Genomic DNA, 25,677 nt, shown 5'->3' on the forward strand with positions numbered 1-25,677 from the left:
TTTTTTTATCATTGCAGAGCTTCTCAATCTCAGTGCTTCGCTAGAATATCGGACAGCGCTTGATCCACCGTGGAATAGGTAAATACGAAGCCATGCTCAAGCAGCGTTCTCGGCAGTACCTTTTGACCTTCCAGAAGGAGGGTGGAAAGCTCTCCGAAAATTAATTTTAAAACAAATGCTGGCAGTGGAAAGAAATTCGGCCGCCGCATGACTTTTGCCAACACAGCTCCAAACTGTTTGTTCGTTACTGGATTCGGAGCCGTCGCGTTCACAGGACCGCTGATGTCATCATGCTGAATGCAGAAATCAATGAGTCTGACCATGTCTTCGATGTGAATCCATGATAGCCATTGTTTGCCGCTGCCGATCGTACCGCCTACGCCGAGCTTATAGGGCAGCGCCATCTTCGGAAAGGCGCCATCCTTGCCGTCCAGAACAAGACCGACGCGGACTTTTACTAACCTTGTTCCTGAAATGAGGTCAGCGGCTCGTTCCCATTCTTCAGAGACCCCGGATAGGAAATCAACGACATGATGCGGACTCCGCTCATCGAAAACAGCCGTCTCCGAAGTTCCGTAGATCGACATGCCCGAAGCATTAACGACAACCCTTGGCTTGATATCCAGCCGCTCGACGAGATCGGCGATTTGTGCAGCTGCCCTTTGCCGGGACTCCAAAATTCGCGACTTCGCATCTGACGTCCATCGTTGATTAATCGATTCTCCGGCCAAGTTGACGATGGCTTCCAGACCTTTCAAATCGGCGTTATCCGTTTTGAGCTGCTCCCAAGTAAGCGTCCTGACGCCGGGTATAGAAGCCCTGGTTGAGCGAGAGATGTTGATAATCTCATGCCCTTGTTGAAGAAGATATGTGATCAATCGGCCGCCAATAAAACCGCTGCCTCCTGTGACTGCAATTTTCATCGTTGCGAGCCTCCTTTTCCCTTCATTATAGGGCGTCGTAGAAGTGTTTTCCAATCGCCGTTGTTTTTCCGTTAACAGTTATGTGTTATATTGGAAAAAGGGAGGGGTGCACGCATGTTCCGTTTTCTATACAACTTACTGAAGAAGCCGCCGTCAAACAAGAACCGCAGCCGACCTGTGCGTAGAGCGAGATTCAAATACGATGCCTCTAAGTTGCCCCAAGGACTTGGATTATTGGCTGGTGTTCCTCTTATGAAGTCAGTTGAAAGGCTTCAGCGCTCCATTCCGCTTGACTATGTGGAGAGATTGAAATATCGTGTTTTATCTGAAAATCGGACTATGACAGATGATGAATTTGCTTGTAAATGGTTTGAATTACAGCGATATTTCCTAATGAGCGTCATTCTAAAGCAAACGCCCATGTTTAGCGGCGCAATTGATGGCATTTGGCATGAAATGCTAATGTTTACAAGAGAATATCAACGCTTCGGCGACATGTTCGCCGGCGGTGTGATTCATCATGCGCCGGAGCGAGAACCGAAGCAAATGCCTGGCGAGCGGGCCTGGTTTGACTGGGTTTATGCTCATTTGTTCGAGTTTGCGCCCTCGAGTGCCGCTTGTTGGAACGGATTTTTCCGTCATCCGCTGGATGCCGATCGGACGGATCTTTTGCTGGCAGGCAATGAAGATGAAATTATCGAACTTTTATTTGATGCGAAACAAGCGGAGCGGCACCCGGATGTTGCAGAGACGGTTCGCTTCCTAGTGAGGCAAGCGATAGATGAGACTAGACATGCTGCTCAGCGCAGCAGTTTCGAGGAGACCGAATGGTCGAACTCGCCGAACAACGCCACCAACATGCAGGTTCTGGCAGGAGCGATGCTGTATTTCTCAGTCGTTGACAGCGTGAATTACGGCAGCATGATGGATTCAGTATTGCCGGATGAGCTACAGCAGAAAGGGAAGGAGAAAGTGAATGGTGCTAACTGTTCTACATCCGGCTGCAGCTCCTGCAGCGGATTATGGGATGGCGGCGGCGATTCTGACAATGGAGGAAGCTCGGGGGATCAGGGAGGCGGCAGTTCTTGCAGCACGAGCTCCAGTTGCAGTTCTGGATCAAGCTGCTCGTCCGGTTCCAGCTGCTCATCCGGATCAAGCTGCTCATCCGGATCAAGCTGCTCCTAGGCTTCAATTGTCGCAGTATCGATTGAGAACATCTTTCCTCCGGAAAGGTGTTTTTTTGTGCGGAAGGACACGCGGGACACTTTTGTTGTATAATGTGATTTCCTGCTTACGGGAATCGTCTATTTTATTTACGCTGTCACTCTCTTTGTTCTGTTGTCCGCATTCGGCATTAAGAAAATCGAAGGCGAGAAGAGAGCGCCTGTTTCTTTCGCCTCAGCATGGAATGTTATTCAACGGCATTCGACATTTCGTTATTATATTACCGATGTTTGCCCTCGGTGATATCGATTTTGCTTTTTCGCAAATGATGATTCCTTTTATTATTTCAATGGCCGTTTTTACGCTTGGGGAGATTTTGAATTACGGTGGTGAACATCCTCATTGATAAATTAGCTCCTGCTCATATGCGGGGCGGGGCACGTATTCTTGGAGCGCAAGCCTTTACGAATGTAGGTCATTTTATGGGTCCTTAGGTAGGTGGATTTGTGCTTGCTTCTTTTGTCGGAACAACGCTTTATATCGTGATGGCCGTAATCACTATAGGAGGAACCATGTTTTACCAACTAGGGTAACGTCAATTTGATATAAAAATCGAATTTCTGTGAAAAACCCGACGTTATGATGAAGAATATGTGAAAAATAGTTCTGAAGAACTATTCGATTTCAAAACAACTTCCCGTATCTTTATAGTATAGAAGAAAACTTATGACAGCTTTCGATATATCTCGCTAATCAATATCGCGCAAAAGGCAAACCTGGCGAAAGCCAGCGACGCAAAGCTAAAGGGGCTCACTTGTCCTGCAACGGACAAGCTGCCAGCCAGCCGCCTAACGATTGGGTCATCTACACTCAGATCCCCTCCAGTCGTTTTACTAGGTGGGGGTATTTCTTTTGTCAACAATAAGCTAGATAAAAAGGGAGGATCCTGCTCTATGCAGCCAGAATGGATGCTACATGAAGAACAGAAAATCACTTCATTATGCGGTAATCACGTTGCCCGTCTGGTACCATCTTTGGATGGACCGAAATTAATGATCAACCGTGACGAATATGCCTTGAACGAAACTTGCTGGGATGTTGAAATGTTTCATGGCCGCAGCAACAGTATTCTCATTTTCTACTGGAAAGGTGAAGTTAAACTTTCTGTAAAAATACCGCCATTATCTCAAATTGAAGCTTTTATGAATAGGCTTTATCAATGTTTATCATCCAAATGGAGAACGGTTCAGCCTATATAGGCTAGCCGTTTTTTTTCTTTGAAACGAAGCGATGGCTATAGTTTGGCAGCTTCAATGTGTTGCGTCAGACAGCGCCAAGAAGGTATGATGAGCAATAAAGACAGAGAGCTGTAATCGGTGAATTTGGAGGAGAAAATCATGATTATGAAGGGAATTCATCATGTAGCTATCATTTGCTCAAATTATGAGCAGTCTAAACATTTTTATGTGGAGCTGCTTGGCTTGAAAATAATTCACGAATCGTACCGCGCGGAGAGGGATTCGTATAAGCTGGATCTGCAAGTCGGGGAGTCAGAGCTCCAGATCGAGCTGTTTTCTTTTCCGAATCCGCCTCACAGAGTGAATCAGCCAGAGGCGCGCGGGCTTCGGCATCTGGCTTTTACTGTAGTGGATATGGAGCAAAGTATTGCGGAACTTAGTAGCAAAGGTATTACCGTGGAGCCTGTTCGCATTGACCCGATTACAGGGCAGAAATACACTTTTTTTGCAGATCCGGACGGTTTGCCATTGGAGTTGGTTGAATATGCCAAGTAATTCGGATTTGAAGACCGAGCAAGAGCCGAAGCTGGGGTTTGCCAAGGGCTGCTTGTGGAGCATGCTCATTTCGACTCCGTTCTGGGCGCTTTTGATATGGTGGTTGTTTTTTAAATAAAGAATCCCTCAATTCATTACCTGACTGCTGCTACGCGAAGCAGTCGGGAGAAATGTTTGAGGGATTTTTCATAGGATGACGCCTAGTTGTTTTCTTGCGCTCGACGTGGGGGAAGCGGGCCCAGGTACTGAAATAGATTACACTCGATCCTCCCGTTAAAGAGCTTGCGCTTCTTATCGGCGCGTCGACCGATAAAGTGCTCAAGCTGTTGGGTCGGGCTCAACACGAACATACTCCAGGAGGGCATCGGTGCCGTGATGGCGCCTAACTCGCGAAGTGCTTTCTCGGCTTCCTTCAGCTCCCCAAGCCGTTCCCCATAGGGAGGGTTAGTGATCAGGCAGCCGTAGTCGCCTCGCGGTCGCGCTTTAGCCACAGGCTCGACGATAAACTTGATCTTCTTCGTAAGGCCAGCGGCCTTTGCTGCAGCTTCGGCAACTTCGATGGCCGACCCGTCGATGTCGCTGCCAACGATATTCAGCGGAACATCGTCGCGGACTGCATCGTAGGCCTCGTCGCGTGCCTGCTCCCATAGCTTGAAGGGGATGTTGTCCCACTCCTCGCTGGGAAAGCTGCGCCGAAGGCCTGGCGCAATGTTCCACCCGATCATTGCAGCCTCGATCGGGATTGTACCCGATCCGCAGAACGGATCGTAGAGCGGGCGCTCGACGCGCCAACGGCTCAGCAGGACCATAGCGGCCGCCATCGTTTCCTTAAGCGGCGCTTCCGTCGCTAGTTTACGGTAGCCGCGCTTGTGTAAGCTGTAGCCGGTTGTGTCAATCGTCAGCGTAGCGATGTCGTTCAGAAGCGCGACTTCAATAACATAGCGCGCACCGGATTCCGCGAACCATTCGGCGCCGTAGCGCAGCTTCATTTTCTCCACGACTGCTTTCTTTACAATTCCCTGACAAGCGGGCACGCTGGAAAGCTGCGATTTGTGCGAACGCCCTTCCACAGGAAACTCAGCATCGTTCGGTATCCAGTCCGGCCAAGCTAGCGCTTTCGTGCCTTCGAACAGCTCATCGAAGGTGAGCGCCTGAAATTGGCCCATTAGCACGAGGATCCGATCTGCAGTACGCAGCCAAATATTTGCACGGCAAATGGCCAGTTCGTCTCCGATAAATCGTACGCGACCGTTTTCGACGGTCACTTCTGTGTAGCCCAGATCGCGAATCTCGCGCGCTACGACGGCTTCCAGTCCCATGGGACATGTAGCGATTAATTCAAGTTGTGACATGATCGTATCCCTTTCTACCGGGTTGTGCATCGTTCATAAAACTCATACAATTAACAAGTATAGGACAAATAGGGTACACTTACAAACGAAACCCCAAAGTTAGGAGCGTTACCGTGATGGAATTGATAACAGCCGAGAGCTATATGGAAGGCTTATATGAGGAAGATGAAGTTTTGGAGAAGGTGAAGGCAGGTATTCGCTCGCATAACATGCCTGAGATATCGATCGCCCCGGGATATGGAAGGCTGCTTACAATGCTTGTCAAAATGATTGGCGCTAAGCAGGTTCTGGAAATCGGCGCACTTGGCGGATATAGCGGAATTTGCTTGGCAAGAGGATTAAAGCAGGGAGGTCGGCTGATTTCCCTCGAGTTGAAGCAGGAATTTGCGGATGTGGCTAAACATTATGTCACCGAAGCGGGGCTTGGCGATTGCGTGGAATATCGCATCGGAGAGGCGCTGGAGCACTTGAAACTGCTTCACGAGCAGGGTGAGCGCTTTGATTTCTTTTTCATTGATGCGGATAAAGTGAACTATCCGAATTATTTGGAGTACGCGATCCAGCTAGCGAATCCCGGCGCCCTGATTGCCGGCGATAACACATTAATGCGAGGCAAAGTGGTCGATGCGCAGCAGAACAAAACCTCCGTTCAAGCGATGCGCAAGTTTAACAGCCTAATCGCCAGCGATCCCCGCTTGGAAAGCACGATTCTTCCGGCTTATGACGGGCTGGCGCTTGCTCGCGTAAAAGAACATAATTGAAATGGAAAAAGCGCCAAGTGCTGGTTATCTCACAGCACTCGGCGCTTTTTAGGTCAAGAAGCTTTCTGTAATTGGTTATGTTCTTCAATATCCGTCGTTAGTCCGCGAGGGGTTAGAGGTTTTATTTGCGTCAATGTAGGATTCGATTGTGGTGAGGATATGGGACTGCTGGTTTGCTGCTTCTTAAACGGAATTGCGGTAATTCCATTCCAATAAATAAAGAGCAGCTCTGCACAAACGACGATAAACACAATTTTGCGCCAGTTCAGTTTCATGATGGGCATCCTCTCTATCAACAATACACCTATATTACCATAATGTGGAATTATTGGCTATCCTTTTTTATGAGAAGAGTCTTATAGACCCACCAGGAATTGACGAAGAGAAGGATCGCTGACAGGATGAATATTTCGCGAATATTCAATATGCCTGAAATGGCGCCGCCTACGACTGGGCCAGTCATGTTGCCGAGGCTAAGCGCGCTTGTATTAAAGCTGTACGATCGGCTTTCCATGCCTTCAGGTGTGTATTTTCGAATAAGCGCATTGACTGTCGGAAGCAGCCCGCCCATGAAAATGCCAAGCCCGAACCTTGCGGCAAACAGCTGCCATACGTTGGTCACGAACGCCTGCGGAATGAAAAGAACCGCTGCGCCGGCGAGACAGACGCCGAGTATCCGCTCTGGTCCAATTCGATCGGAGAGCTTGCCTAGTACAGGTGAAGCGAACATGTTCGAGAAACCGGTAATCGAGCCTACAAGGCCAGCGAAAAAGGCGAGCCCCGCGGTTTGGCCATGCAGTTCTGCCACAAACAATGGCATGAGCGGCATGGTGCTCAGCATGGCGAATTGAATAAGAAAGGTGACCGCGTAAAGGGAAGTCAGCTGTCGGACATGCTTAAGCTGACTATAACCTTGCCAGACAGAAATTTTCGGCTTGGCGGTTGCTTCTTTAACATTAAATTTCTCTTTTACCAGCAACATTGTCAAAATCGAAGCGAGAAAGAGCAGTGTGCCCGTGATGTAAAAAATGTATCTGTAGCCAATCCACTCAGCCAGCAAGCCTCCAATGAAGGGTCCGAGAATTGTTCCGGCAACCGCACCGGATTGCAGCGTACCCATAGCGAAACCCATTTTTTCCTTAGGCGTGTTCGTGGACATCAGCGCGACGGCCGCCGGCGCATAACCGGAGATGGTTCCGTTCACCATTCGCAAAATAAGCAGCTGCCAAGCATTCCCGGCGAAGCCCATCAATGTCATGATAACCGCCATGCCAAAGCCGGAGCGCAGAAGCATCACTTTACGGCCATAGCGGTCGGCTAGTCCGCCCCATATCGGCTGAAACATGAAGGATGTTACGAAATTGCCTGCGAAAATAATGCCTGCCCATGTCGCTACCTCATGAGGATCCTTCATTCCCAGCTCTTGCAAATAAAGCGGGAGGAAAGGGACGATCATGGTCATGCCGCCCATCACAAGGAATTGACCTAACCAGAGTACGATCAAATTTATTTGCCAACGAACCATCCGAAGTCCTCATTTCGTGCTGCGCATTCGTCTATATGATTTGCTTCGTGAGCAGACCAACAACATGCTTAGTTTTATGATTTATGATCCAACCCGGTCGTAAGTTCAAGCTCGTATCTCCTGCTCTCCGGCATTTCAGCATCGTAAGCTAGCCGGACGGCTCGTTCGATATCATAAGGGACTCGGACGAACTGAATAGAGAACCCGGCATTATCGGCATTCCCCGCTTCACCCTCCAGTATACAGAAGCAGGCTTGCGGAATGCCGTCATAAGGCGTTCCAACGCTTCCCGCATTAAATAGCATCAGTCCTTTGTTCACAGGCCTTATAGCTTGTTCTAGCGCATCTGAAGGCCGTTTGAGCGTTAACAGATAAGGGATATGAATATCCCCATAGCCAACGATATCAGGTTGCCGCCCATCAGGAGGTGTTCCGGTCATTTCTGTATTCTGAAACATAGCCAGCCGCTCCTCTTTGGAGGCTTTGCGTTTCACCCTGTGAAAGATGCTTCGTGAAGAAGCATGGTAGAGCCGTATCAGCTTTCCGCTTAAACGCAAATCGACGGAGAAGGGCAGCTGTTTCAAGTATGCCAGGCGCTCCTCGCCAAGCTGCTGCTGATGCCATAAGCCTGCCTGCTCCACTTGCGGGCATGTGATGCCCAAGTCCCAGTTGCCTTGTACGACTGACTCGCATACGGTTCGCGCACGGTCGACCGCTTCAGCGGAGCCGGGTCCCTTGCCGACAAGATCGCCGAGGCAAATAATACGATTGATGTCTCTTTGTTTGAGATAATCAAGCACAGCATCCATCGCAGGGATATTTCCATGTATATCTGAAATAATTGCAATTTTGTCCAATGAATGTACATCCTTTCTCCCCATGTCCGTAAGTTGCTGCTGCTTCATTTATACCATACGTAAGCTTAGATGAGAATGTCAGCGACTTTACTAATACCGTTCTAGGGCCTGTTCTGCTATAATTTATAGGGGGAAAGGGGAATGCTTCATTGGAATCCAGATCAGAACGTCATCGTAAACAAAAGCAGGAACGACCAGCCCGTAACTATAACAAGACTCCATTTAAAGTCATTGGCGGACTTACACTTGCCGCTGTCGTCTGTTTCGCCATTGGTGTAGGCGCTTCCTATTTATCTACACGCAGCGGGTCCGCTGAGGAAGAGCAATCAGCATCCACGCCTGGACCGGCTACAACGCCTCAGCTGTCGGCGCAAATATCACCCCAGCCAAGCGACAAGCCGAACTCTCAGCAACCGCAGCCAACAGCCGCTGCATCGCCTTCGGGTTCAGCAGCAGTACCGTCGTCCGCTCCTTCGGATCAGCCAACAACGGGAAGCAGCTCGCAAGTGAGGTTAAGCTTCGTTGGCGATGTGCTGTTTGCCTCTAAAGTGGAAGATATTTTGAAACAAAAAGGCTATGATTATCCTTATACGAATCTTTCAGATTACTTAAGCAAGCCTGATTATACAATTGCCAATCTCGAAACTCCCATAACTGCTAGAGGTACTGTACAGTCCAAAGATTATGTGTATCGGTCATCCCCCTTGGCTCTGCCGGCTTTGAAGTCAGCAGGCATCGATCTCGTCAATTTGGCGAATAATCATGTCATGGACTACGGGGCAGAAGGCCTCATAGACACGATGTCTGCCCTGGACCATGAAGGCGTGATGCGGGTCGGCGCTGGCAAAGACTTGGAAGAGGCTTACCAGCCTGTTATCGTGGAAAAGCAAGGAATCAAAATCGCATTCCTCGGATTTAGCCGGGTCGTGCCGGAATCTTCATGGAAAGCGGCTCCAGGGCACCCAGGCGTCGCTGAAACTTATAGCTATAAGCTCCCTGTCGAAGCGATTCAGAAGGCAAAGGAGAAGGCCGATCTCGTTGTGGTCGTGGCTCATTGGGGCGTCGAACGAACGGATCAACCGGACAAGTACCAGAAGGAACTCGCTCATCGTTACATCGATGCTGGCGCGGATCTCATCATAGGCGGACATCCGCATGTTCTTCAAGGATTCGAAGAGTACAAAGGGAAATGGATTGCTTACAGTCTGGGCAATTTCATTTTCACGACGAATGATGTTCCGAAGACATGGGAGACCGTCATTCTGGAAGCTGCATGTTCCAAGGATAGCAAGTGTGATATTCATCTCGTTCCAATTGTTACCAAAGGCGCGCTCCCAACACCGATGAACACGGAGGACGGGGCAAAGCTGTTTCAGCGGCTCAGTCAAATTTCAATAGGCGCGCGTGTGGATGAACAAGGGAATATTAGGAAGAAATGAATAGAGGAGAAAACCATATGACAGCAAACATTCGCAACATTTACTGTGTAGGACGCAACTACCGCGCACATGCCGCAGAATTAGGCAATGACGTTCCGGATCAACCGATGATCTTTACAAAACCAACGCATGCTTTAGTTGAAATTGACGGCGGGGAATTAACGCTGCCTGGCGATAAAGGCGAAATTCATTACGAGGCTGAATTGGTGTTACATATCGCGAAGCCTTATCACGTTGGCATTTCAGTAGATGAAATCGTCGACAAGTATGCGCTTGGCATTGATTTTACTCTGCGTGATGTGCAAACCGTCATTAAGAAAAAAGGCCAGCCTTGGCTCCCGGCCAAAGGGTTTCTGGGCTCTGCGCCCATTAGCGCATTCCGTCCTTTCCCTGGTGTGGCTGCGCTGCAACAAATGAATTTTCAACTGCTTCAAAATGGAAACGTTGTTCAGGACGGAAATAGCAGCAACATGATCTTTGATCTTCAAACGATCGTTGATTACATTGCCAAGCATTATGGATTAGGTGTAGGAGATATCATTTATACTGGGACTCCGGAAGGAGTAGGCCCGGTCAGCAATGGCGATCGCCTGGAACTGGTATGGGGCGAAGAGGTTTTCGGAGCGGTAACGATCAAAACGGAGGGATAAATCCCCCCGTTTTTTCTTTTATCATAGCGCTTCCTTCTGTAGCTGGGTGTCCGTGTACGTATCCCGAATCTTAAGAATCCTTGGCAATTGTTCAAAAAAAGTGTCGACAACTTTCGGGTCAAAATGTTCGCCGCGCTCTTCTTTAAATAAGTTCAAAATTCGGTCTAAATCCCATGCATTCTTGTAGACTCGTTCGCTGCCTAGTGCGTCGAAGACATCGGCTAACGCTGTAATGCGCCCATAGATGTGAATGTCTTCGCCTTTTAATCCATGTGGATAACCTTTGCCGTTCCACTTCTCATGGTGTTCCTTTGCAACGATTGCAGCCGTCTTGAGGATGCGCCGGGATGAATTTTTGAGCAAATGATAGCCGATGAGGGTGTGATTCTGCATAATCTTGAATTCTTCGTCGGTTAACTTGCCTGGCTTCTTTAACACCTCGTCAGGGATTGCAACTTTGCCGATATCGTGCATCGGCGAGGCCATTTTGAGCAAGTCGGCTTCTTCTTGACTCATGCCTAAACCAAGGGCCAATACATAGGAATATTCCGCTACTCGCTTGACGTGATTACCGGTTTCCTTTGAGCGGCTTTCACCGATTTCGCCCATCGTAAAAATAATTTCCTTTTGCGTTTCCTCAATCTCATTCGCCAGCAGGGCAGATTCCAATGATTTCCCGGCGTAGGAAGCGGCAAGTGTTAGATATTCCATATCGCTCATCGAAAATTGCTCGCTAGGCGTCATTTTATTAATCGCTTGGTAAGCGCCCATAATTTCGCCTTCATTGTTACGGAAGGGAATAACCATCAATGCTTTCGTCCGATATCCGGTGAGTTGATCCGTATGAAGTGCGCCATTGATCAAATAGGGCTTATACTCCTTATTCGTATAGGCATCATCGATAAATACCGGCTTATCGTGGGTAACCGCGTAGCCGACAAGACCTGCGTCTTTGGGTATGCGAATCTCATCGACGCCGTGCGCAACTTTCGACCATAGCTCATTTTTGTTCGTATCTAATAGCCAAACTGTGCAACGATCAGAAACAATCATTTCCCGGCCCATATCCGCCATCAGCATGAGTACATGATCGACAATACGTTCATTTGCTATTTTTGCCGCATAGTCAAAGATGACCCGCAGCATTTCTTGTGGATTTAGGTCTCTACGGAAACGGGGCTCTAAATCAAAAAGTTCGTGTTCCATGAAAGCCTCCTAAGAGTTTGCTTTTATTAGTAATTCAGCCTCAGCAATCGAACTTCCTGCTAAAAATGCAAGTATACTGACTTTTTTTGTCGAAAAAATTATTTGCTTTTCTTCCAGCCGTGTATAGCACACAGGGGTATGCTACAATAAGTGTAAGTTATTTAAGTTCGGATTAGCGGGAAATGGAGTGTTGAAATTGGTGTGGGTGTGGGTGTGGGGTTTGGCAGGGAGCTTGATAATCGCGGGTGCTGCCTACTGGAAAGGTTCTTTATCCTTGTCGGGCTTGTTCGCTGCAGTCCTTTTGGGGACAACAATGTTCGGGTTAGGCAGCATGGCTTGGTTCGGCACGCTTATCGCTTTTTTTGTCTCATCCACGCTGTTGTCCAAATTCAAGCAGAAACGGAAAGCGGAAGCGGAAAAGGACTATGCCAAAAGCGGAAGAAGAGATGCTGGCCAAGTTGCAGCAAATGGAGGTCTGGGTTTGCTGCTTTGTATCGGACATGCATGGTGGCCGAATCCGATTTGGTGGTATTTGTTTGTGGGTGTCATGGCAACGGTAACCGCAGACACGTGGGCGACGGAAATTGGCGGGCTGAGTAAAACGTTGCCGCGCTCGATCATAAATGGGAAACGTGTGCTTGCCGGTACATCAGGCGGCGTGACGGGCATGGGCTTATTGGCTTCTTTGTTCGGTGGCATATTCATTGGAACGATGGGGTGGGGACTCAGTCAAATAGGGGCGAAGGATAACGGTCTGCTTGCTATGCTTTTGTTGGGCGGAGCATCGGGTTTGTTAGGTTCTTTGGTGGATTCTTGGTTAGGCGCAACGCTGCAAGTGATGTATCGGTGTGAGGTTTGCGGCAAAACCATTGAAAAACAAATTCACTGCAACCAGCGTGCCTCGCAGACTCGCGGAATAAGCGGCATGACGAATGATCTGGTGAATGCGGTCAGTTCTCTGGCTGGAGGTTTAATCTGTTTGATGCTTGGCGTGTTGCTAACATAGGAACCCTATTATTCATCTTTACGGGAATACGCTTTATTTAAGACCCAAATCAGCAGGCTCAACATTCCTAATACGATAAGAATTGAAAAAACAATAACGGCAGTCATGGTAGCAAGCTCCCTTATCAAAGATAGGCATGAATCTCGTTGCCATTACATTATTGTAATTCACATAAGGATACAAAACAACCCTATTTCCTGAATCGGAATAGGGTTGTTTTCCTTTTTTCACGGCTAATGAACTGTGGTGGTGCTGCTTGATTCTTGGGGCTGAGCTTCCGGAACGACTTGTTCAACCGCCAGTGCAGTCAGCGACTCCTGAAGCTGCTTCTCGAGGCTGCGAACTTTACGTTGCAGCTTATACTGGCGGATCATCCCGAACATGCCGACGATAACACCGCCTAATAAAGTGGAGCTTAGAATAACAAGGATTAATGGCGTGTGGGTTTGCGCGAACATGAAATTAACCTGTACAGGCTCAACGTTTACGACAGCGAAAACGGCTGTGATGAGAGCGAATATTAACGCGCAAATAAGGATCCACTGCATCTTCATCGGGTGCTCTTCCTTTCAAGGAGAAAAGGCTGAAAGCCTGCGCCTTCAACCTTTTTCGTCAAATTACTTCGTCAACTCTTCCATTTGGTCGAGTAGGGAGCTGAACACGCTCATTGCCTGCTTGATTGGCTCTGGCGTAGACATATCCACACCGGCCTTCTTCAAGATGTTCAGCGAATAATCGCTGCCTCCGCTTTTCAGGAAGCCTAGGTAACGATCAACCGCAGGCTGGCCTTCATCGAGAATTTGCTTCGCAAAGCTGGTAGCAGCGGAAAACCCTGTTGCATATTTGTACACATAGAAGCTGTTGTAGAAGTGCGGAATGCGAGCCCATTCCATCTCAATATCCTGATCGACGACCATAACATCACCATGATACAGCTTATTTAAGCCATAATAAATCTCGCTGAATTCCTGCGGTGTGAGCGACTCGCCGCTCTCCGCTTTATCGTGCGTGATCATCTCGAACTCCGCAAACATCGTTTGGCGGAATACCGTCGTCCGGAACTGGTCAGCGTAGTATGTAAGCAGATATAATTTTTCTTTCGGATCTGTGACGCGTTTCAGCAAGTAATCCATCAGGAGCGCTTCGTTGAGCGTAGACGCTACTTCTGCTAGGAAAATTGTGTATTGCGCATAACGGTAAGCCTGATTTTCGTCAGACAAATAGGAATGGATAGCGTGACCCATCTCATGCGTCAAAGTGAACATGCTGTTCAAGTTGTCCTTGTGGTTCAGCAGCACATAAGGATGCGTGCCGTATGCCCCCCAGCTGTAAGCGCCATTACGCTTGTTCTTGTTCTCGTAGACGTCGATCCAATGATTGTCAAAGCCGTCTTGAAGAATTTTCAAATAGTTCTCACCCAGAGGCTGCAAGCTTTTCTTAATTTCTTCCTTGGCCTGTTGGTAAGTGATATCCATGTTGAATTCTTCCACGAGTGGAGCGAACAAGTCGTACATATGCAGCTCATCGACCTTCAGAAGCTTCTTGCGGAGCTTCAAATAACGCTGTAGTTGCGGCAAAGAATCATGAATCGTGGAGACGAGGTTCGTATACACTTCTTTCTTGATGTTGTCTCCAAATAGCGTGGACTCCAGCACCGAAGGGTAGTGTCTCGCTTTTGCGTAAAAAATATTTTTATTAATGTTCGCGCTAAGCGTAGCGGCAATTGTATTCTTTTGACTGCGGTAAGTGGCATAGACGGCTTCGAAAGCGTTCTTGCGCACCTCTGGGTTGCGCGACTCCAGGAACTGAATGTAGCTGCCGTGCGTGAGCTCGACTTCTTCGCCTTTGTCGTTTTTGATCTTAGGGAACTTCAAATCCGCATTGTTCAGCATGCCGAAAATCGTACTCGGCGCTCCAGCCATATTGCCTGCTTGTGCAAGCAGAGCCTCTTGCTCCTTGCTCAGTGTGTGAGGCTTCTGGCGAATCATTTCCTCTAATGTATCTTTGTAAAAGGATAAGGAAGGTTCATTCACGAGCTGTTGCAATTTTTCATCCGATAAACTTAAAATCTCCGGGGAAATAAAAGAGAGTGCTTCGCCAACTTCGACACTGATTTTTTTCGCTTTATCGGATAAGGCCTGATAAGTGGGTTCTGCTGTATCCTCATGGTGCTTCATGTTGGCGTAAACATACAGTCTTTCGGCCTTCAGAGAAACGTCATCTTCCAGCTCGAAACATTGTTTGACCGCTGCGGCATCACTAAGTTTCCCTTGGAAGGCGCTGATTTTGCCAAGAGAATCTTTGACTTTCTGAAATTCTTGGTCCCAAGCCTTCTGATCGGCGAATAAATCCTCCAGATTCCAACGGTGCTCGGCCGGTACTTGTTTGCGTTCCAGTACTTGATTCATCGGAGCCCTCCTGTCCTTGTGTTGAGATTGGGGTAATCGTGCTACTTCCTTCGCATGCAAATCGTTGGCAGGCATCGAGCTTAGAAGAAGGCTCATCGCCGCGGTTACGCAGATCCAGCGCATCATGGTCACGCTCCCGGTGTTTACCCACCCATGCATTTCAAATTGAAATCCATAAGATGGTTTTCACCTAGTATGACCGTTAGCTCATTCAATTATGATTATATGAAAAAGCTGGAAAGAAGTAAATTTAGATACCGACGCCGAAGAAGCTGATTACGATGAGTACAAAAGAGATCGCGACCATAACGATGGCCAGAAGAGCTAAGTACCGTTTCATTTGAGGAGCAAGCGAATCTTTTTTCATAATTAAAATGATGGCGAGACAAAAGGAAACGAGAATAAATGTTAATATTGAGCCGGAATCGGTCATTACGGAATCATCCTATCAGCTTATAGTATATGGAAGAACACAACGAGCTTGCTTCACCTAGTAACTTTCGCTGTTAAGGAGCAAATTCCTTTTTGTTAACCTGCGTGCTGCATGGCGTCCGGATCTTTGTCATGTTCGATTTTGACAAGAATCAGTTTGCCTCGGGCATCCATTTTTACGGAAAAACGATCCTCCGGCTCAATTTGCGCTTCAATGCTCAATTCCTTAGGAAGTGTAAGCTGTCCGCGCTCGCCCACTTGGACGAGGTAACCGACCATTTTGGTCCATTTTCCTGCGCCTAGCACCACGACAACGAGTAAACCGATGAGCAGCCATTTCGCAAAATGATTCGATTCAAAATAAGGCGCGAGGAACTTCTCGCCGGTTATCATTTTACCCGCTGTTAATGCAAGTACGCCTGATCCGATATATATGATCCATGGATAAGTTTCAATCCACTTAATGAACAAGGTGCTTCCCCATACGACGATGGGCACACTGACAAGAAGACCGAGAATAACCAACAAGAATTCGCCATGTGCGGCGCCGGCAACAGCAATAACGTTATCGAGACCCATAACTGCGTCGGCGATAATAATGGTTCGAATCGCAGCCCACATGCTGTCTTTGGCTTGAATGTTATCGTGATTTTTCTTTTCGGTAAGCAATTTATAGGAAATCCACAGCAGCAGCAAACCTCCGGCTAACAGCAGCCCAGGGATTTTCAAAATGCTCACCACGACGATTGTGGCTAATGCACGAATGACAATAGCTCCGACTGTGCCCCAAAGAATAACTCGTTTTTGCGTTTGTTTTTTCAAATTTCGTGCAGCCATGCCAATAACAATTGCATTATCCCCCGCCAGTACCAAGTCAATCAGAATAATGCTTAGCAGTGAGACGAAAAAACCAGCAGACAACCAATCCATACTCAAACACTCCCTTTAACGTTTTTTGAAAAAAATAGAGCCCAGCACCGTTGAACGGTGAAGGCTCTATTTCATCAAAAAAGACCTTCACCAATAAATAAATTGGCAAAGGTCTTGCTAACAACGTTATCGTTGCCAATAAAGCCGGGACCTGATGAGGATCCGAATTGACGACTTTACTGTAACAGCTACTCCCCTTTGGAGTGAAAACTATAAAGTTATGATTTTATTATAAATAAAAAACAAGCTGGGAGTCAAGGTAATTTCTAAAGAAAACTAGACTTCCTTAAAAGCATCCATGATAGCTTGCCATTCTTCTTCAGTGCCTTGAAAGCTTTCCTTGGGGAACTTTTCCTTCGCCCATTGCATCATAGCCGGCCGACCGATGAAGGTGTGGCACTCTTCTCCCCATTGATCAGAGATCTCGGTAAGAATGATTTTAGTTCCATGCACCTCGACATTCATCATGTTCCACTTATCTTTTTTGTAAATTGTATGTTTTTTAATCATATCCGCTGCTCCCCATTACATAAGTTGAAGTCATCATACCGCAAGGGGGCTGCGAAATCAAGAAATAGCAGTTGCAGTTTTGTAGCGATGGTGGTAGAATTCTCCTAATCCTTTCCAGAGGGCTAGGATATGAGATTAGTAGAGACGAATTAGAGCTGAGCAGAGGAGCGAGTAAGATGGAAAAAAATCGAATTTATGAGCAAGTTGGGGTTGCTATGACCTCCAGATCGTGTGCCGAGTACGAGAAAATGTTTGTGTTAAATACGGAAGAGCTTCAGGGGAAACAGGTGTTGGATGTTGCAGGAGGCGCTTCGTCGTTTACGACGGAAGCCAGACAGAAGGGCGTCTTAGCGCAAGCAGTCGACCCGTTGTATAGTAAAACCGTTAATGAGATAACCGAACATGGCAAGCAGGAGATTGAACTTGTTGCTCTCAAAATGGAAAAGCTTGTTAACGTGTATAACTGGGAGTTTTATGGCTCTGTGGAAAAGCATAGAGCAGGGCGTGAGAATAGCCTGGAGCTATTTGCGGACGATTATGCGAGTGAGGATGCATCCAACAGATATCACGCAGCCATGCTTCCCAATCTTCCTTTCGAGAACGATACGTTCGAACTTGTGTTATGCAGTCATTTTCTTTTTTTGTATGAAGAACAATTCGATTATGACTTTCACCTTAAAGCGATTCAAGAACTGCTTCGCGTATGCAAACCAGGTGGAGAAGTGCGTATTTATCCGCTGCTGAGTTTCCGTACAGTGGAGTACACACGGCTGCAAGAACTATTGGAAGAATTAACATTGATGGGGTATATAGCCGAAAAAAGGAAATCAGAATTACCGTTTTTGCCCAATTCGGAGCACTATATGAGTGTCGGCAAGTCCCATTGAGAATAGGGACAAACCGTTGAAATATTCGCTGTTTACAGGGGTTTCACTCACTTTTGGAAGTTGATTTATCATGCTGTTGGTGATATAATTTTGTTATTCGTCACAGATGGCGATATTTTTAGGAGGTTGTTCACTTGAAAGGTACAGTTAAATGGTTTAACGCAGAAAAAGGTTACGGATTCATTTCAGTTGATGGTGGAGACGACGTTTTCGTACACTTCTCCGCAATTCAAGGCGAAGGGTTCAAAACATTAGAAGAAGGCCAAGAAGTTGAGTTCGATATTACTCAAGGCAACCGTGGTCCTCAAGCAGCTAACGTCACCAAATTATAAGAAATTGGGTCTACCCACTTATAAATAGAGTGTCATAGCACAAACAACAAAAGACAGTATCCGAGGCGACTCGGAGCTGTCTTTTTTGCTTTATGAGCTGGATTATCTTTGATCGAAACTATGGTAATGGTTGATGGCGAAAATGCGGAAAGCTTCTGAAGATGATGGATGCATTCGAAGATAATGATGATGCTCAAGACGCATTTGCAAATTTTAAAATAAGTGAAGATGAGATGCAGGGTATCGGCTATCGTTTCATAAAATAAGAGAGGAGCTGTCAGCGATGAAAGCTCCTTTTATTTACAAACAGAAAGCATATGCCTTCAGGTTTATGTGTGACGAGCTCACAGAGCGGAGAGATTCCGAACGAATCGTGTGGCACGAGCAATTGCATTTGACGTGATGGATGTAGAATATCCAGAAGTGCTGAAGTTGTTTGGAGTATTGAAATAGCGCCTCGATCTGCGATAGATAGATCGTCCGTCTGTTTGCACGGGTGAGCGGAACGCAGGTTCCTTAAGAGGCGGTATTTTCGGTTGTAGGGAAGTTTCGCGGAACTACAGTGCGTTATGAGCAGGAAATGCTGGGCTTTAGGCACAGTTTCGCTCATTTAACGCACCATAGTTCCGCTTCAGGGGGAGGAAAGGGACGTTGCCGTGGAATAAGGCTTCGTAGTTCCGTCGATATCGCTGTGCATGGAGAATAGGCTGTCCGGCGGTACCTTCACCGTTTTCTTGCGAGGCTTGCGGAGGTGAAATGTACCCGGAATCTTACTCTTACAGGGGTGTTCATGGATAGGAAGGCCGGATAGAAGATCGGTTAGGGAAAAGAGAAGTAGGCAACACAAAGTAGAACAGAGGGAAGGGGTGTGGGGTGGAAAAGCGATAGCGGCCGTATTTGAAGCGGCTGGAATCCCATACCCAATTCCCTCCTCATGCTCCAATGTATGGGTTAAGACGAAGGACCTGAGGCATAGCCTCAGGTCCTTGTCTTAGTCAATTATTTGAAGAATTTCATCGATTTCCTTACGTGCAAGTTTGCCCGGACGTTCCTTCGGATAGCCGAGAGCGATGACCATGTTGATCTGGCACTCCGCGGGAATTTCTAAGAAATCGCGGATTTGATCCTGCGCGAGGAGAACTGGACCCGTCATTGGACAGGTGGCAAGTCCTCTTGCGTGCGCCGCCAGCATTAGGTTCTGGGAAGCGAGACACGAACTTTTGATGCCTTCTTCCTCCCAAACAGCATCGTCTACGAGCTCGATCGGATCGAAGATGCGATCACGGAATTTGGACGCATAGGGCGTTGCCAAACATATGATCAGCACAGGCGCATCGGAAAAAGCAGTAGCGTAAGGACCGAATGATTTGACGAGCATGCGCGCCTCTCTGGAAAGCCCTTTTTGTTCGGCTGCTTCCGCTCTGAGGTGGAGCTGATCCCAAGTCATTTGCTCGATTTTCTTAATTTTCTCCGTATTTCTTATGGCAATAAATTGCCAAGTTTGAGAATTCGTATCACTCGGTGCATAGCGGGCACAATCGATAATTTCGCGAATATCTTCCACAGCAACCGTTTGCTCCGTAAAATTCCGGACGCTTCGGCGTTCCAACACAATCGTTTTGAAATCCTCATAATTCATAAGATGTTGTTACCTGCCTTTACTTCTCAGTTTATGCGTTACGCAAGGTGATTGTCTTTTGGTACTTGGTGCTAAGACTTAATCTTTATTATAAGGGAGATGTTACTGCAGCACAACCGTATCGCCAACACTCAGTCCCTTCAGGACTTCGGTTTTCTCAGCAGTTTCCAAACCAATTTCGATGTCGCGTCGTTCTACGCCCTGTGCAGTTTGCAGCATGACATAGTAGGCATCCTTCTCGTGCATCACGGCGATGGTAGGCACAACAAGCGCATCTGGCTTTTTCTCCGTTTCGATCGTGCCTGAGAGGCTGAGACCTGCAATCAACTTCTCATTGGGTTCTAATGAAATCGTGACCTCGAACTGAGCAGAGCCTGATCCCTGATCTGTGCCCGATTTGGCGAATTTGGACACTTTCTCGACTTTACCCTGCAGCTTCATTTGTTTCAGGGCTTCAACTTTCACTTGCACCGGCATATCCGGTTTAATTCTGAAAACGTCAAATTCCCCGACTGTGCAAACGAGCTGCAGCTTGGTAATATCAACGATTTTACCAATTCGCACGCTTTCTTCTACGGATTGAGGAATTTTCGCGGAATCTTCGAATAAGAAAATACCGTTCTCCGGAGCGGTGAATGCAGCTTGTGCTATTTTTTCTTGTTTTTTTGCCAGTTGAAGAAGTGTGGTTTCATTATTGACTGTGTTCAACTGCTCTTGAATTTTACGACCCTCAGTTTCTGCATAACGCTGTCTTGCATCTGTTTCACTGACGGAAGAAGTTCCGGCAAGGGCTGGGTCGATGGTCATGCCTGCGGATTTGAAATTAGCGAGATCTGTTTCCAGCTCTTGTTTCTTAATGGTGTTTTGCAAGGCTGCAATCTCGCTTTTTAAAGGGGTCGCATCAAGCTCGAATAGCAGGTCGCCTTGTTTAACCTGTGAGCCCTCCGAGACGCTCCACTTTGTAATTTCACCATTAAAGGGGGCATAAATACGCGTTTCTTTTTGATAAGATGATTTTCCTTTGACTTCCACACTGTTGACCAAATCTTCTTTGGTTGCTTTGAATTGCAGGGCACTGCTTGCAGCGGCTCCATTGGCATTCGGATTGCGGGCTTGTTTGGGATGGCTGTATATGTATAAGACGCTGCTGAGGCCGCAGACAACAACAGCTGCTGTGATGAGTCCCCATGTTTTCTTTTTCATTGCGGTTAATCTCCTATTCTCGTTTAATCGCAGTTAATGCGTCTGTTCGGGAAGCTTTGACGGCTGGATAAAGTCCGGAGAGAACGCCTGTCATGATGGCGAAAAACATGCCGACAGGAAGAATCCACAGGCTGATGAACAAGATTTCTGCATGTTCGGCATCTCTGGAACTGAATTTGATGATGATCAGGTTAATTCCCCAAATGACCCAGTAGGATAGTACAATTCCGACTAATCCGCCAAGCATGCCTAATAGCGACGATTCGACGATAAACATGTTGCGGATTTGCTTCAAATTTGCGCCAAGCACTTTCATAATGCCAATTTGTCTACGACGTTGGTGTGTGGACATGGTCATTGCGACTACAATCGAGATGGAGGCAACGAACAAGACGAACAATCCGACTCCCGTCAGAAGCAAACGCACGATGGCAAATTCACCCTTCATCCGATCTTCTTGATATAAATTTGTCTGTGTGTTTAAACGCAGTTTCTTTATGAGGTCGTCCACTTCCTTCACATTCGAACTGCTATCCACTTTCACGCGAACCGATGCATAATTGACTCTTCCATTCTCTGCGGAAGTGTTGGTAAGCTCAAGTATTTTACGGCCCATTTCCGGTGAAATATAGGCTGTTTTGTCGCCTTGGACCATCGAATCCGGCATGCCATCGGGCTTTTTCAGCACCCCGGTCACACGTACAGATGTTTCTGCTTGTTTAGCTGCGGGCTTGTCAGTATTTTGAGTATTGTCTTCCCGGAAATTGGTTGGCTTGAGCACGAGCTGTTTCTGATAAAGGGCGTAAGGAAGGGTATTCATTTTAGTTAGCGCTTCTTCTGTTTCTTTATTCGGATTTTGCTGGTATAGCTTGGATCTCATTTGTTGAGTTTTCTCATCCATTACGCCTAGCGTTGCCCCGTAGCTAAGAATAATGCTGTTATCCTGACCGCTGATACTGCCTTGCTGAAATTTGGAACCGAAGTCTTCCAATGTTTCAAGTTCGGTCGCTATAAGGCGCAGGTAGCTTTGCTTTCCGTCATCTACCGTGAAGTTAAATTGCGGCAACTCTTGAAAGCTTGCGACCGATTTCACATGGGGAAATGTGCGGATGAGATCAAGCTTGGCTGCAGTTATTTTACCTTGTCCGTTAGGACCGTTGGTTTGATCTTGGATGGTAATCTCATCAGTTTTTAAGTAATAGCTCAATTGCTTCTGGCTGTAATGTTGGATGGATTCCCCGAACCCTAAAGCAACCATGATGGAAGCGGAGCCAATTGCAATTCCGACCGTACAAAGCGCAGTGACTACTTTACGGCGCTGTAGTTGATCCCAGCCGAGACGGACATAGTCCTTCAGTTTCATTCCTGGGTACCTCCAAGACCGCTGTCTTCCAGCAAATAGCCGTCGCGAAGCTGTAAAATTCGTTGAGTCCGGCAAGCTACTTCGTGTTCATGGGTGACGATGACAAAGGTTATTCCGGAATTCTGGTTCAAATCGATAAGTAAATCGATGATTTCCTTCTCTGTTTTCGTATCCAGGTTACCCGTTGGCTCATCAGCGAAAACGATGGCCGGTTTCGTGATTAACGAACGGGCAATACTAACTCGCTGCTGCTGTCCGCCGGACAATTGGGAAGGGAATAGCTCTGATTTATCGCTGATTCCCACTTGGCCCAGGAGGACCAGCGCTCTTTCTTTTCGCTCTTTGCTGCCGATGTTTTGAAAAACGAGCGGCAATTCAACATTCTCGCGAACGGTTAAATGCGGTATTAATTCATAAGATTGGAAAATAAAGCCGATATGCGTCCTGCGGAATTCCGCAAGACGGTTTTCATTCATCTGTTCAATGGCCTTGCCGGCAATTAATATACGGCCTTTCGTAGGTTTCATTAAGCCTGCCATTAAATTTAGCAGTGTTGACTTTCCGGAGCCGGAGCTTCCGAGTAAGGCCACCATTTCTCCTTGCTGCACACGGAAATTAAGCTCATGAAGAACGTGTGTATCTTCTTGGCCTGTACGAAAGGAGTGTGACAACTGTTCAACAGCTAACACACGATCACCCTTTTCTTTTTAAAAATTGTTGTTAACTGGATCTTACGCATTCATTCATCTGTCGGTCAGATTGCCGTCGTCCTGAAGCAGATAAGTTCCCATGAAACCAACGGCGGCTAGTAAAGAGAGGCTCGCTGCAATGAAGTAGACGGTACTGCCTCCCCATGAATCAAAGGTCCAGCCGCCGATCGTTCCGCTGATTAATCCAGCTATGCTCGACCACGCTACAGCGAATATCGCTTGCCCTGAGGAACGGTATTCATCCGGTATGATCTGCCCGATATAGCGTATAGCAGTAAATAAGAAAACGCCGAACGTAACGCTGTGCAAGATTTGTACGAGTATGACCCAGCTCGGATCCTGCACGAAGCCCATGATGACGAAACGTACCGTATAGGCAATGCCTGCAAAGGCGAGCAGCGGCAATTCTTTGTAGCGGTGCCCATACTTGCTGAGAAAGAAAAACATTGGAATTTCGCTGAGCGCGGAAGTCATCCATGCGTAGCCAATTAAGGAGTCTGAGGCTCCTAGCTGTCTCATATACAAGGCCAGGAATCCATCGTTGAATCGATGGGAAACCGCCATGATAATGATAAGGACGAGGAACCATATGAATTTTCTGGAACGGACCGTGTTCAGCATCCCGCCAAATTCCATTTTCTTTCCGCCTTTTCGTGCATCTTTTAACAAAAAGACGATCACTAACGAACAACTGATTGTTGTTAGACATAGAATAGGCGTCAGCCCTGAGCCATAATGTCTGAGCAGCATACCAAAGCCGCCTGCCGATAAGGCGAAGCCGATCGAGCCCCAGATGCGAAAAGAGGCGTAGCTTTTTCCGCTGGCACTAACGTTTAGCATCAATTGGCTGTCGTTGAGTGAGTTCACAGGCTGCTGGAAGAAGAAAAACATAGCTAGACAGATGTATAACAGAGAGAACCAACCCGCTGTAAACACAAGGATAGCTGTGACTAATTGTCCAAAAATAAGGATGATCATGATTTTCTTCACAGTCTGGAAGCGGTCGCTGAGAAATCCCCATAGTAAATTCGTTGCAATTCCGATGAGCGGACCAATCGAATAGAGCAGCCCGATCTGAATTTTCGTATATCCTTTATAATCAAAATAAAGCGGAAAAAAGGTGACAACGATCCCCATGGTCATATAAAAGGAAAAAGTGAACAGTTTCAGAATCCCATCATGGGACTTCATAGTAGTAGACGTTTGCATAGCCAGTTATCACTCGTTTTCATCACATATTTTTTAGGGATAGATTTTGTTCTCTGTCTATTAATGTCCTTTTCAGCACATAAGTAACAACAAGCAGTTCGGCGAGCATGCCGGTGGATTGGGCTAAAGCGCCAATGATTCCGTTCCAGCCAGGCGTGAAGAAGATAGCCGTTACCAATGTAAGAATTGTAATGATAGCATTAGCAGATTGCGAAGCGACCATCACTTTGGTTTGCCCTCTGAGCATAATAATTCCATTCATATAATCCAGCCAAGGAAAAACAATCGTCATAATCATGAAAATGCGCAACGTGCTTAGACTGGCTTGCATGAGTTCCGAATTGACACCCATCACGTGTGTCATGAACAACGGACCTAAAGGCGTATAGCCAAGTATAGCAATGAGCGATCCTGGAATGAAGCTGAGCAAGAGTGAAAACTTGAACACAGTTCCCGGATTTTTCCGATAAAAGTTTAGTACAATTTGGTGTATGTATGAAAAAAAGCTCATAACGAGCTGAGTCAAACTGCCCGCAATGGCAAAAGAAGCAATCGCTAAATGAATGTGTGTGGTTTTACCTAGCATTGCATTAATAGCCGGACCAATAATGACAGCGATTACGGAAGAGTATAAAAGCGGTCGATAGAAGCTGAAAATTTGCGATTTCGTTTCAATCGGATGATTCGGCGCTTTCTCGGGAATGACTTTGCGGAGCAAAGAAGTCCCTTCCCATATAGCTACAGCGGCTTCGATAATCATGCCGACCAGGAAAATAATAGCCCCAATTCGTCCGCTAGAGACATTATTCGTCGTTATAAAGTATAAGGATAACAAATACATGGCTAAAAGGCGGATGCACATCCCGATGGTCAGCCACTTTGTGCGCATATTGAAAATGATGATACCATGAAATAAACAGCGCAAACCGGAGAAAATGCTGACGTACATCAGAATGCGGTAAACACTGATCGTTGGATCCAATAATTCAGGTTCAACGCCAAAAAAATAAAGAAACACCCATTCCCCGACAGGTGTATAACAAAGGATAAGTCCTATGAGTATAATACAGGCGAACACATAGGAGCTGATGACCCCCATAGCCCGGAACGATATTCGGTCTCTGACTAGAGCAGAGCACGTTTGCCTAAGAAGAACGACTGGTTTTTCCGTTAGTCCGAGCAGGCTCAAAGGCAGCGCATAGGTTGCGATGACCACCTCTGGACTTTCCGCTCTGGCGAGCGTGCTGTTAATAATAACGTGTGATAGGGTAACTAAAGTTGCAGAAAGACCGAGGGGTAGAAAAAAGGAGATGAGCTGTTTCCAAGTCACTGTTTCTGTTTGCGTCGTAGCGGACATCGTAATCTCTCCTAACCTGAA

General features: G+C 47.0%; 26 protein-coding genes, 1 pseudogene and 1 riboswitch. Of the genes and pseudogenes, 10 read left to right on the forward strand and 17 right to left on the reverse strand.

Annotated features, from left to right (window positions below; genetic code table 11):
• Window positions 1-29 precede the first annotated feature (29 nt).
• Window positions 30-923 carry a TIGR01777 family oxidoreductase gene (locus tag ABRS97_RS04720; RefSeq protein WP_367811748.1) on the reverse strand — a complete coding sequence of 298 codons (894 nt, stop codon included), beginning with the start codon at window positions 921-923 and terminating at the stop codon, window positions 30-32.
• 114 nt (window positions 924-1,037) lie between these two features.
• Here ABRS97_RS04720 and ABRS97_RS04725 point away from each other — a divergent pair, with 114 nt between their 5' ends.
• From ABRS97_RS04725 to ABRS97_RS04740, 4 genes are all read left to right on the forward strand, one after another.
• Window positions 1,038-2,108: a glycine-rich domain-containing protein gene (locus tag ABRS97_RS04725; protein WP_367811749.1), complete on the forward strand. Its 1,071-nt coding sequence runs from the start codon at window positions 1,038-1,040 to the stop codon at window positions 2,106-2,108.
• 738 nt (window positions 2,109-2,846) lie between these two features.
• A riboswitch (cyclic di-GMP riboswitch) is annotated at window positions 2,847-2,939 on the forward strand.
• 101 nt (window positions 2,940-3,040) lie between these two features.
• Window positions 3,041-3,346: a hypothetical protein gene (locus ABRS97_RS04730; RefSeq protein WP_367811750.1), complete on the forward strand. Its 306-nt coding sequence runs from the start codon at window positions 3,041-3,043 to the stop codon at window positions 3,344-3,346.
• Window positions 3,347-3,484: 138 nt separating this feature from the next.
• A complete protein-coding gene (gloA2, locus tag ABRS97_RS04735; RefSeq protein WP_367811751.1) occupies window positions 3,485-3,880 on the forward strand; it encodes an SMU1112c/YaeR family gloxylase I-like metalloprotein in 396 nt (131 codons plus the stop codon).
• The gene (locus ABRS97_RS04740; protein ID WP_367811752.1) at window positions 3,870-3,998 is read left to right on the forward strand and encodes a hypothetical protein; all 129 of its coding nucleotides are present in this window, start codon (window positions 3,870-3,872) and stop codon (window positions 3,996-3,998) included. The genes gloA2 and ABRS97_RS04740 overlap by 11 nt, the downstream gene beginning before the upstream one ends.
• An 82-nt stretch (window positions 3,999-4,080) precedes the next feature.
• On the opposite strand, the gene ABRS97_RS04745 is transcribed toward ABRS97_RS04740, so the two are convergent.
• A complete protein-coding gene (locus tag ABRS97_RS04745; RefSeq protein ID WP_367811753.1) occupies window positions 4,081-5,232 on the reverse strand; it encodes a THUMP domain-containing class I SAM-dependent RNA methyltransferase in 1,152 nt (383 codons plus the stop codon).
• 116 nt (window positions 5,233-5,348) lie between these two features.
• On the opposite strand from ABRS97_RS04745, the gene ABRS97_RS04750 reads away from it, so the two are divergent.
• Window positions 5,349-5,993: an O-methyltransferase gene (locus ABRS97_RS04750; protein ID WP_367811754.1), complete on the forward strand. Its 645-nt coding sequence runs from the start codon at window positions 5,349-5,351 to the stop codon at window positions 5,991-5,993.
• Between the two features lie 53 nt (window positions 5,994-6,046).
• Here ABRS97_RS04750 and ABRS97_RS04755 read toward each other — a convergent pair whose 3' ends face one another.
• From ABRS97_RS04755 to ABRS97_RS04765, 3 genes are all read right to left on the reverse strand, one after another.
• A complete protein-coding gene (locus ABRS97_RS04755) occupies window positions 6,047-6,268 on the reverse strand; it encodes a hypothetical protein (protein ID WP_367811755.1) in 222 nt (73 codons plus the stop codon).
• A gap of 50 nt (window positions 6,269-6,318) precedes the next feature.
• Complete coding sequence (locus tag ABRS97_RS04760; RefSeq protein WP_367811756.1) at window positions 6,319-7,518, reverse strand: MFS transporter; 1,200 nt, start codon at window positions 7,516-7,518, stop codon at window positions 6,319-6,321.
• Window positions 7,519-7,592: 74 nt separating this feature from the next.
• Window positions 7,593-8,375, reverse strand: coding sequence for a metallophosphoesterase family protein (locus ABRS97_RS04765; protein WP_367811757.1), 783 nt, complete (start codon window positions 8,373-8,375; stop codon window positions 7,593-7,595).
• Window positions 8,376-8,524: 149 nt separating this feature from the next.
• Here ABRS97_RS04765 and ABRS97_RS04770 point away from each other — a divergent pair, with 149 nt between their 5' ends.
• Both ABRS97_RS04770 and ABRS97_RS04775 read left to right on the forward strand, forming a co-directional pair.
• Complete coding sequence (locus ABRS97_RS04770; RefSeq protein ID WP_367811758.1) at window positions 8,525-9,814, forward strand: CapA family protein; 1,290 nt, start codon at window positions 8,525-8,527, stop codon at window positions 9,812-9,814.
• 17 nt (window positions 9,815-9,831) lie between these two features.
• Window positions 9,832-10,464: a fumarylacetoacetate hydrolase family protein gene (locus ABRS97_RS04775; RefSeq protein ID WP_367811759.1), complete on the forward strand. Its 633-nt coding sequence runs from the start codon at window positions 9,832-9,834 to the stop codon at window positions 10,462-10,464.
• Window positions 10,465-10,485: 21 nt separating this feature from the next.
• Here the strand turns inward: ABRS97_RS04775 and ABRS97_RS04780 are convergent, their stop codons facing one another.
• A complete protein-coding gene (locus ABRS97_RS04780) occupies window positions 10,486-11,670 on the reverse strand; it encodes a GAF and HD-GYP domain-containing protein (RefSeq protein ID WP_367811760.1) in 1,185 nt (394 codons plus the stop codon).
• Window positions 11,671-11,866: 196 nt separating this feature from the next.
• Here ABRS97_RS04780 and ABRS97_RS04785 point away from each other — a divergent pair, with 196 nt between their 5' ends.
• Window positions 11,867-12,676, forward strand: a complete 810-nt coding sequence (locus tag ABRS97_RS04785) for a DUF92 domain-containing protein (protein ID WP_483312416.1) — start codon at window positions 11,867-11,869, stop codon at window positions 12,674-12,676.
• 233 nt (window positions 12,677-12,909) lie between these two features.
• On the opposite strand, the gene ABRS97_RS04790 is transcribed toward ABRS97_RS04785, so the two are convergent.
• The 5 genes and pseudogenes from ABRS97_RS04790 to ABRS97_RS04810 all read right to left on the reverse strand — a co-directional run bounded on the left by ABRS97_RS04790 (window position 12,910) and on the right by ABRS97_RS04810 (window position 16,956).
• Window positions 12,910-13,230 (reverse strand): LapA family protein, encoded by a 321-nt coding sequence (locus ABRS97_RS04790; protein WP_367811761.1) that lies wholly within the window; start codon window positions 13,228-13,230, stop codon window positions 12,910-12,912.
• A 63-nt stretch (window positions 13,231-13,293) separates the two neighbouring features.
• Window positions 13,294-15,084 carry an oligoendopeptidase F gene (gene pepF, locus ABRS97_RS04795; RefSeq protein WP_367811762.1) on the reverse strand — a complete coding sequence of 597 codons (1,791 nt, stop codon included), beginning with the start codon at window positions 15,082-15,084 and terminating at the stop codon, window positions 13,294-13,296.
• Window positions 15,085-15,334: 250 nt separating this feature from the next.
• Window positions 15,335-15,517, reverse strand: coding sequence for a hypothetical protein (locus ABRS97_RS04800; RefSeq protein ID WP_367811763.1), 183 nt, complete (start codon window positions 15,515-15,517; stop codon window positions 15,335-15,337).
• A gap of 287 nt (window positions 15,518-15,804) precedes the next feature.
• Window positions 15,805-16,446 (reverse strand): annotated as a pseudogene (locus tag ABRS97_RS04805) (TerC family protein); the annotation flags it as partial.
• A gap of 276 nt (window positions 16,447-16,722) precedes the next feature.
• The gene (locus ABRS97_RS04810; RefSeq protein WP_367811765.1) at window positions 16,723-16,956 is read right to left on the reverse strand and encodes a hypothetical protein; all 234 of its coding nucleotides are present in this window, start codon (window positions 16,954-16,956) and stop codon (window positions 16,723-16,725) included.
• A 176-nt stretch (window positions 16,957-17,132) separates the two neighbouring features.
• On the opposite strand from ABRS97_RS04810, the gene ABRS97_RS04815 reads away from it, so the two are divergent.
• Both ABRS97_RS04815 and ABRS97_RS04820 read left to right on the forward strand, forming a co-directional pair.
• A complete protein-coding gene (locus tag ABRS97_RS04815) occupies window positions 17,133-17,843 on the forward strand; it encodes a methyltransferase domain-containing protein (protein WP_367811766.1) in 711 nt (236 codons plus the stop codon).
• Between the two features lie 134 nt (window positions 17,844-17,977).
• Window positions 17,978-18,175 (forward strand): cold shock domain-containing protein, encoded by a 198-nt coding sequence (locus ABRS97_RS04820; RefSeq protein WP_367811767.1) that lies wholly within the window; start codon window positions 17,978-17,980, stop codon window positions 18,173-18,175.
• Between the two features lie 991 nt (window positions 18,176-19,166).
• On the opposite strand, the gene ABRS97_RS04825 is transcribed toward ABRS97_RS04820, so the two are convergent.
• The 6 genes from ABRS97_RS04825 to ABRS97_RS04850 form a co-directional block, all read right to left on the reverse strand.
• Entirely contained in the window at window positions 19,167-19,814 is a 648-nt protein-coding gene (locus tag ABRS97_RS04825) for a nitroreductase family protein (RefSeq protein WP_367811768.1), read from the reverse strand.
• Window positions 19,815-19,916: 102 nt separating this feature from the next.
• Entirely contained in the window at window positions 19,917-21,017 is a 1,101-nt protein-coding gene (locus ABRS97_RS04830; RefSeq protein ID WP_367811769.1) for an efflux RND transporter periplasmic adaptor subunit, read from the reverse strand.
• 13 nt (window positions 21,018-21,030) lie between these two features.
• A complete protein-coding gene (locus ABRS97_RS04835; protein WP_367811770.1) occupies window positions 21,031-22,380 on the reverse strand; it encodes an ABC transporter permease in 1,350 nt (449 codons plus the stop codon).
• A complete protein-coding gene (locus tag ABRS97_RS04840; RefSeq protein ID WP_367811771.1) occupies window positions 22,377-23,069 on the reverse strand; it encodes an ABC transporter ATP-binding protein in 693 nt (230 codons plus the stop codon). Before ABRS97_RS04840 ends, ABRS97_RS04835 begins: the two co-directional genes overlap by 4 nt.
• Window positions 23,070-23,123: 54 nt before the next feature.
• Window positions 23,124-24,299, reverse strand: a complete 1,176-nt coding sequence (locus ABRS97_RS04845; protein WP_367811772.1) for an MFS transporter — start codon at window positions 24,297-24,299, stop codon at window positions 23,124-23,126.
• 22 nt (window positions 24,300-24,321) lie between these two features.
• Window positions 24,322-25,656, reverse strand: a complete 1,335-nt coding sequence (locus tag ABRS97_RS04850) for a multi antimicrobial extrusion protein MatE (RefSeq protein WP_367811773.1) — start codon at window positions 25,654-25,656, stop codon at window positions 24,322-24,324.
• Window positions 25,657-25,677: the final 21 nt, after the last annotated feature.

It is taken from the genome of Paenibacillus tabacirhizosphaerae, from assembly GCF_040812395.1.
Taxonomy (GTDB): Bacteria; Bacillota; Bacilli; order Paenibacillales; family NBRC-103111; genus Paenibacillus_E.